At 72.1% G+C, this 2,729-nt stretch carries 3 protein-coding genes; all 3 read right to left on the bottom strand.

Annotated elements, in window-relative coordinates:
* A partial coding sequence (locus HW445_RS25590) for an NAD(P)H-quinone oxidoreductase (protein ID WP_180223270.1) occupies positions 1 to 983 on the bottom strand: 983 nt, incomplete at its 3' end.
* Positions 984 to 1,028: 45 nt separating this feature from the next.
* A complete protein-coding gene (locus tag HW445_RS25585; protein WP_180223269.1) occupies positions 1,029 to 2,156 on the bottom strand; it encodes a TrkA family potassium uptake protein in 1,128 nt (375 codons plus the stop codon).
* On the bottom strand, positions 2,153 to 2,729 hold a 577-nt coding region (locus tag HW445_RS25580), incomplete at its 5' end, for a molybdopterin-binding protein (RefSeq protein ID WP_257231283.1). The genes HW445_RS25585 and HW445_RS25580, both read right to left, overlap by 4 nt.

Genomic DNA, 2,729 nt, shown 5'->3' with positions numbered 1-2,729 from the left:
GCGCCGGGCGCGACGAGGAGGACCTTCCCCACGTGGCCGCTGGCCTCCAGGACCCGGTGCCCGTCCCCCGCCGCTTCCATCGGCAGCTCCTGGTCGATCACCGGCCGGACATGCCCGTCGGCCACCAGCGGCCACACGTGCTCTCGCACGGCCGCCACGATCGCCGCCTTCTCGTTCAGCGGCCGCGCCCGCAGCGACGTCGCGCTGACCGCCGCCCGCTTGTTCAGCAGCGTCGCGATGTTCAGCTCGCCCTTGACGCCGCCCTGCATCCCGATGATCGCCAGACGGCCGTTGACCGCCAGCGCCGTCACGTTCCGGTCCAGGTACTTGGCCCCCATGTTGTCGAGGATGACGTCGGCCCCGGCCCCGTCCGTGGCCCTGGCGATCTCCTCGACGAAGTCCTGCTCCCGGTAGTTGATCAGGATGTCCGCGCCCAGCTCCGCGCAGCGGTCCAGCTTCTCCTTGCTGCCCGCGGTCACCGCCACCTTGGCCCCGACCGCCTTGGCCAGCTGGATCGCCATGGTGCCGATGCCGCTCGACCCTCCGTGGACCAGCAGCGTCTCCCCGGGGCGCAGGTGGGCGACCATGAAGACGTTCGACCAGACCGTGCAGGTCACCTCGGGCAGCGCCGCCGCCTCCACCAGGGAGAGGCCCGCCGGTACGGGCAGCAGCTGCCCCGCCGGGACGGCCACCTTCTCGGCGTAGCCGCCGCCGGACAGCAGCGCGCACACCTCGTCGCCCACGCTCCACCCGGACACCCCCGGGCCGATCTCGGCGATACGGCCGGAGCACTCCAGCCCCGGATAAGGAGAGGCGCCCGGCGGCGGATCGTAGAACCCCTGCCGCTGCAGCAGATCGGCGCGGTTGACCGCCGCCGCCGTCACCTCGACCAGGACCTCGCCCTCTCCGGGCACCGGGTCCGCCACCTCTGCCCAGACCAGGGCCTCGGGGCCGCCCGCCTCGGGAATCGTGATCGCATGCATGGAAGCGACGCTACTCCCTCGGTGGGCGAAGCCCCAGGCGGCCCGTCACGGCCGGTCGATCGTCCCCGACTGCCGGTCCGGGTGCGGCAGGGGCCGCTGGTCCGGGGCGACCTGCCGCGCCTGCGAGGAACGGACGATCGTGATGACGCGGTCCGCGATCTGCAGCGTTCCGAGCGAGGCGTCGTCGAAGCCGAGGACCCGGTGACCGCGCAGCACGCTGATCACCATGTCGTCCAGCTCCCTGGGCTTCTTGCCCACCTCGGCCTTTATGACCGGGCGCTCCACGATGTCCAGGCCGCTGCCCTGCTGGATCAGGTCCTCCATCACCATGCCGGCGGCCGGGCTCAGCACCGAGAGCCCCAGCAGACGGCCGGCCGCGCTGGCGCTGGTGATCACCGCGTCGGCACCCGACTGCCTGAGCAGCGGTGCGTTCTCCTCCTCACGGACCGCCGCCACGATCTTGGCGCCGCGGTTCAGCTGGCGGGCCGTGAGCGTGACCAGCACCGCGGTGTCGTCGCGCTGGGTGGCGATGATGATCTGCCGTGCCTTGTGGGCCTCGGCGCGCTTCAGCACGTCACTGCGGGTGGCGTCGCCGGCCACCCCCGCGTACCCCGCGGCGGCGGCGGACTCGATCACCTTGCCGCTGGCGTCCACCACCACGATCTGGTCCGCGGGAACGCCCGAGGCACGGACCGTCTGCAGGGCCGACCGCCCCTTCGTGCCGAAGCCGACGACGACAGTGTGGTCCCGCAAGGTGTGCCTCCAGCGGTTCAGGCGCAGCTCTTCCCGCGTGCGTTCGGTGAGCGCCTCGAGGGTGGTGCCGACGAGGATGATCAGGAAGATCACTCGCAGGGGAGTGATGACGAGGATGTTGGTCAGCCGGGCGGTGTCGCTGGCCGGCGTGACGTCGCCGTAGCCGGTGGTGGAGAGGGTGACCGTCGCGTAGTAGAAGCTGTCGAGCAGGTCGAGTCCGCCGCCGGCGTTGTCGTTGTAGCCGTCGCGGTCCAGGTAGACGATGAACGCGGTCGCCACCAGCACCAGCAGCGCCATGGAAAGCCGCTTGCTGACCTGGCGGAGCGGATGCGGCACCGCCTTCTGCGGAAGTTTCACCCGGTGGGTGACCAGACGTTCGCCCGCCTCTCGGGCGATGACGTCCTGTCCCGGCAGTTTCACGTGAAACACACTCCCGTTCCGGCGAGCGTCCAGGGCAGATCCAGGAGCTCGCTCTCCTCTCCCGCCTTCAGCCCGCCCGGCGGGATCACGGCGAGAGCGTCGGCCGCCGCCATGCCACGGAGCATGGCGGGACCGGTGTAATGCAGCGGGTGGGCCCGGTCGGCGCGCAGCACGACCGGCACCAGCCGCGTGTCCTGGGGATGCCCTTGGACGCCTTCGGCCAGGGGCAGGGTGTAGGCGTCGTTGACGGTGTGCGCGCCCAGGGCACGCAGCAGCGGCTGGGCGAGGGTGAGCAGACCGGAGACCGCGGCCAGCGGGTTGCCCGGCAGGCCGACCAGATGACGACCGTCCTGGAGGCGGGCCAGCAGCATGGGGTGGCCGGGACGGACCTGGACGCCGTCGACCAGCAGCTCGGCACCGGCCTTGCGCAGGATGGGGTGGACATGGTCGACCGGGCCCGCGGCGGTGCCGCCGGTGGTGACGATCAGGTCGGCCTCGCTGCCGGTGACCGCGCGGCGCAAGGCCGCGGCGTCGTCGCCGAGGCGCCGGACGGCCCTCACCTCGGCGCCGCGC

This window comes from Streptomyces sp. UH6 (genome assembly GCF_013421635.1).
Classification (GTDB): Bacteria; Actinomycetota; Actinomycetes; order Streptomycetales; family Streptomycetaceae; genus Streptomyces; species Streptomyces abyssomicinicus.
The sequence above is the reverse complement of the archived record's forward strand: the minus strand, read 5'-3'. Positions and strand labels throughout refer to the sequence as shown.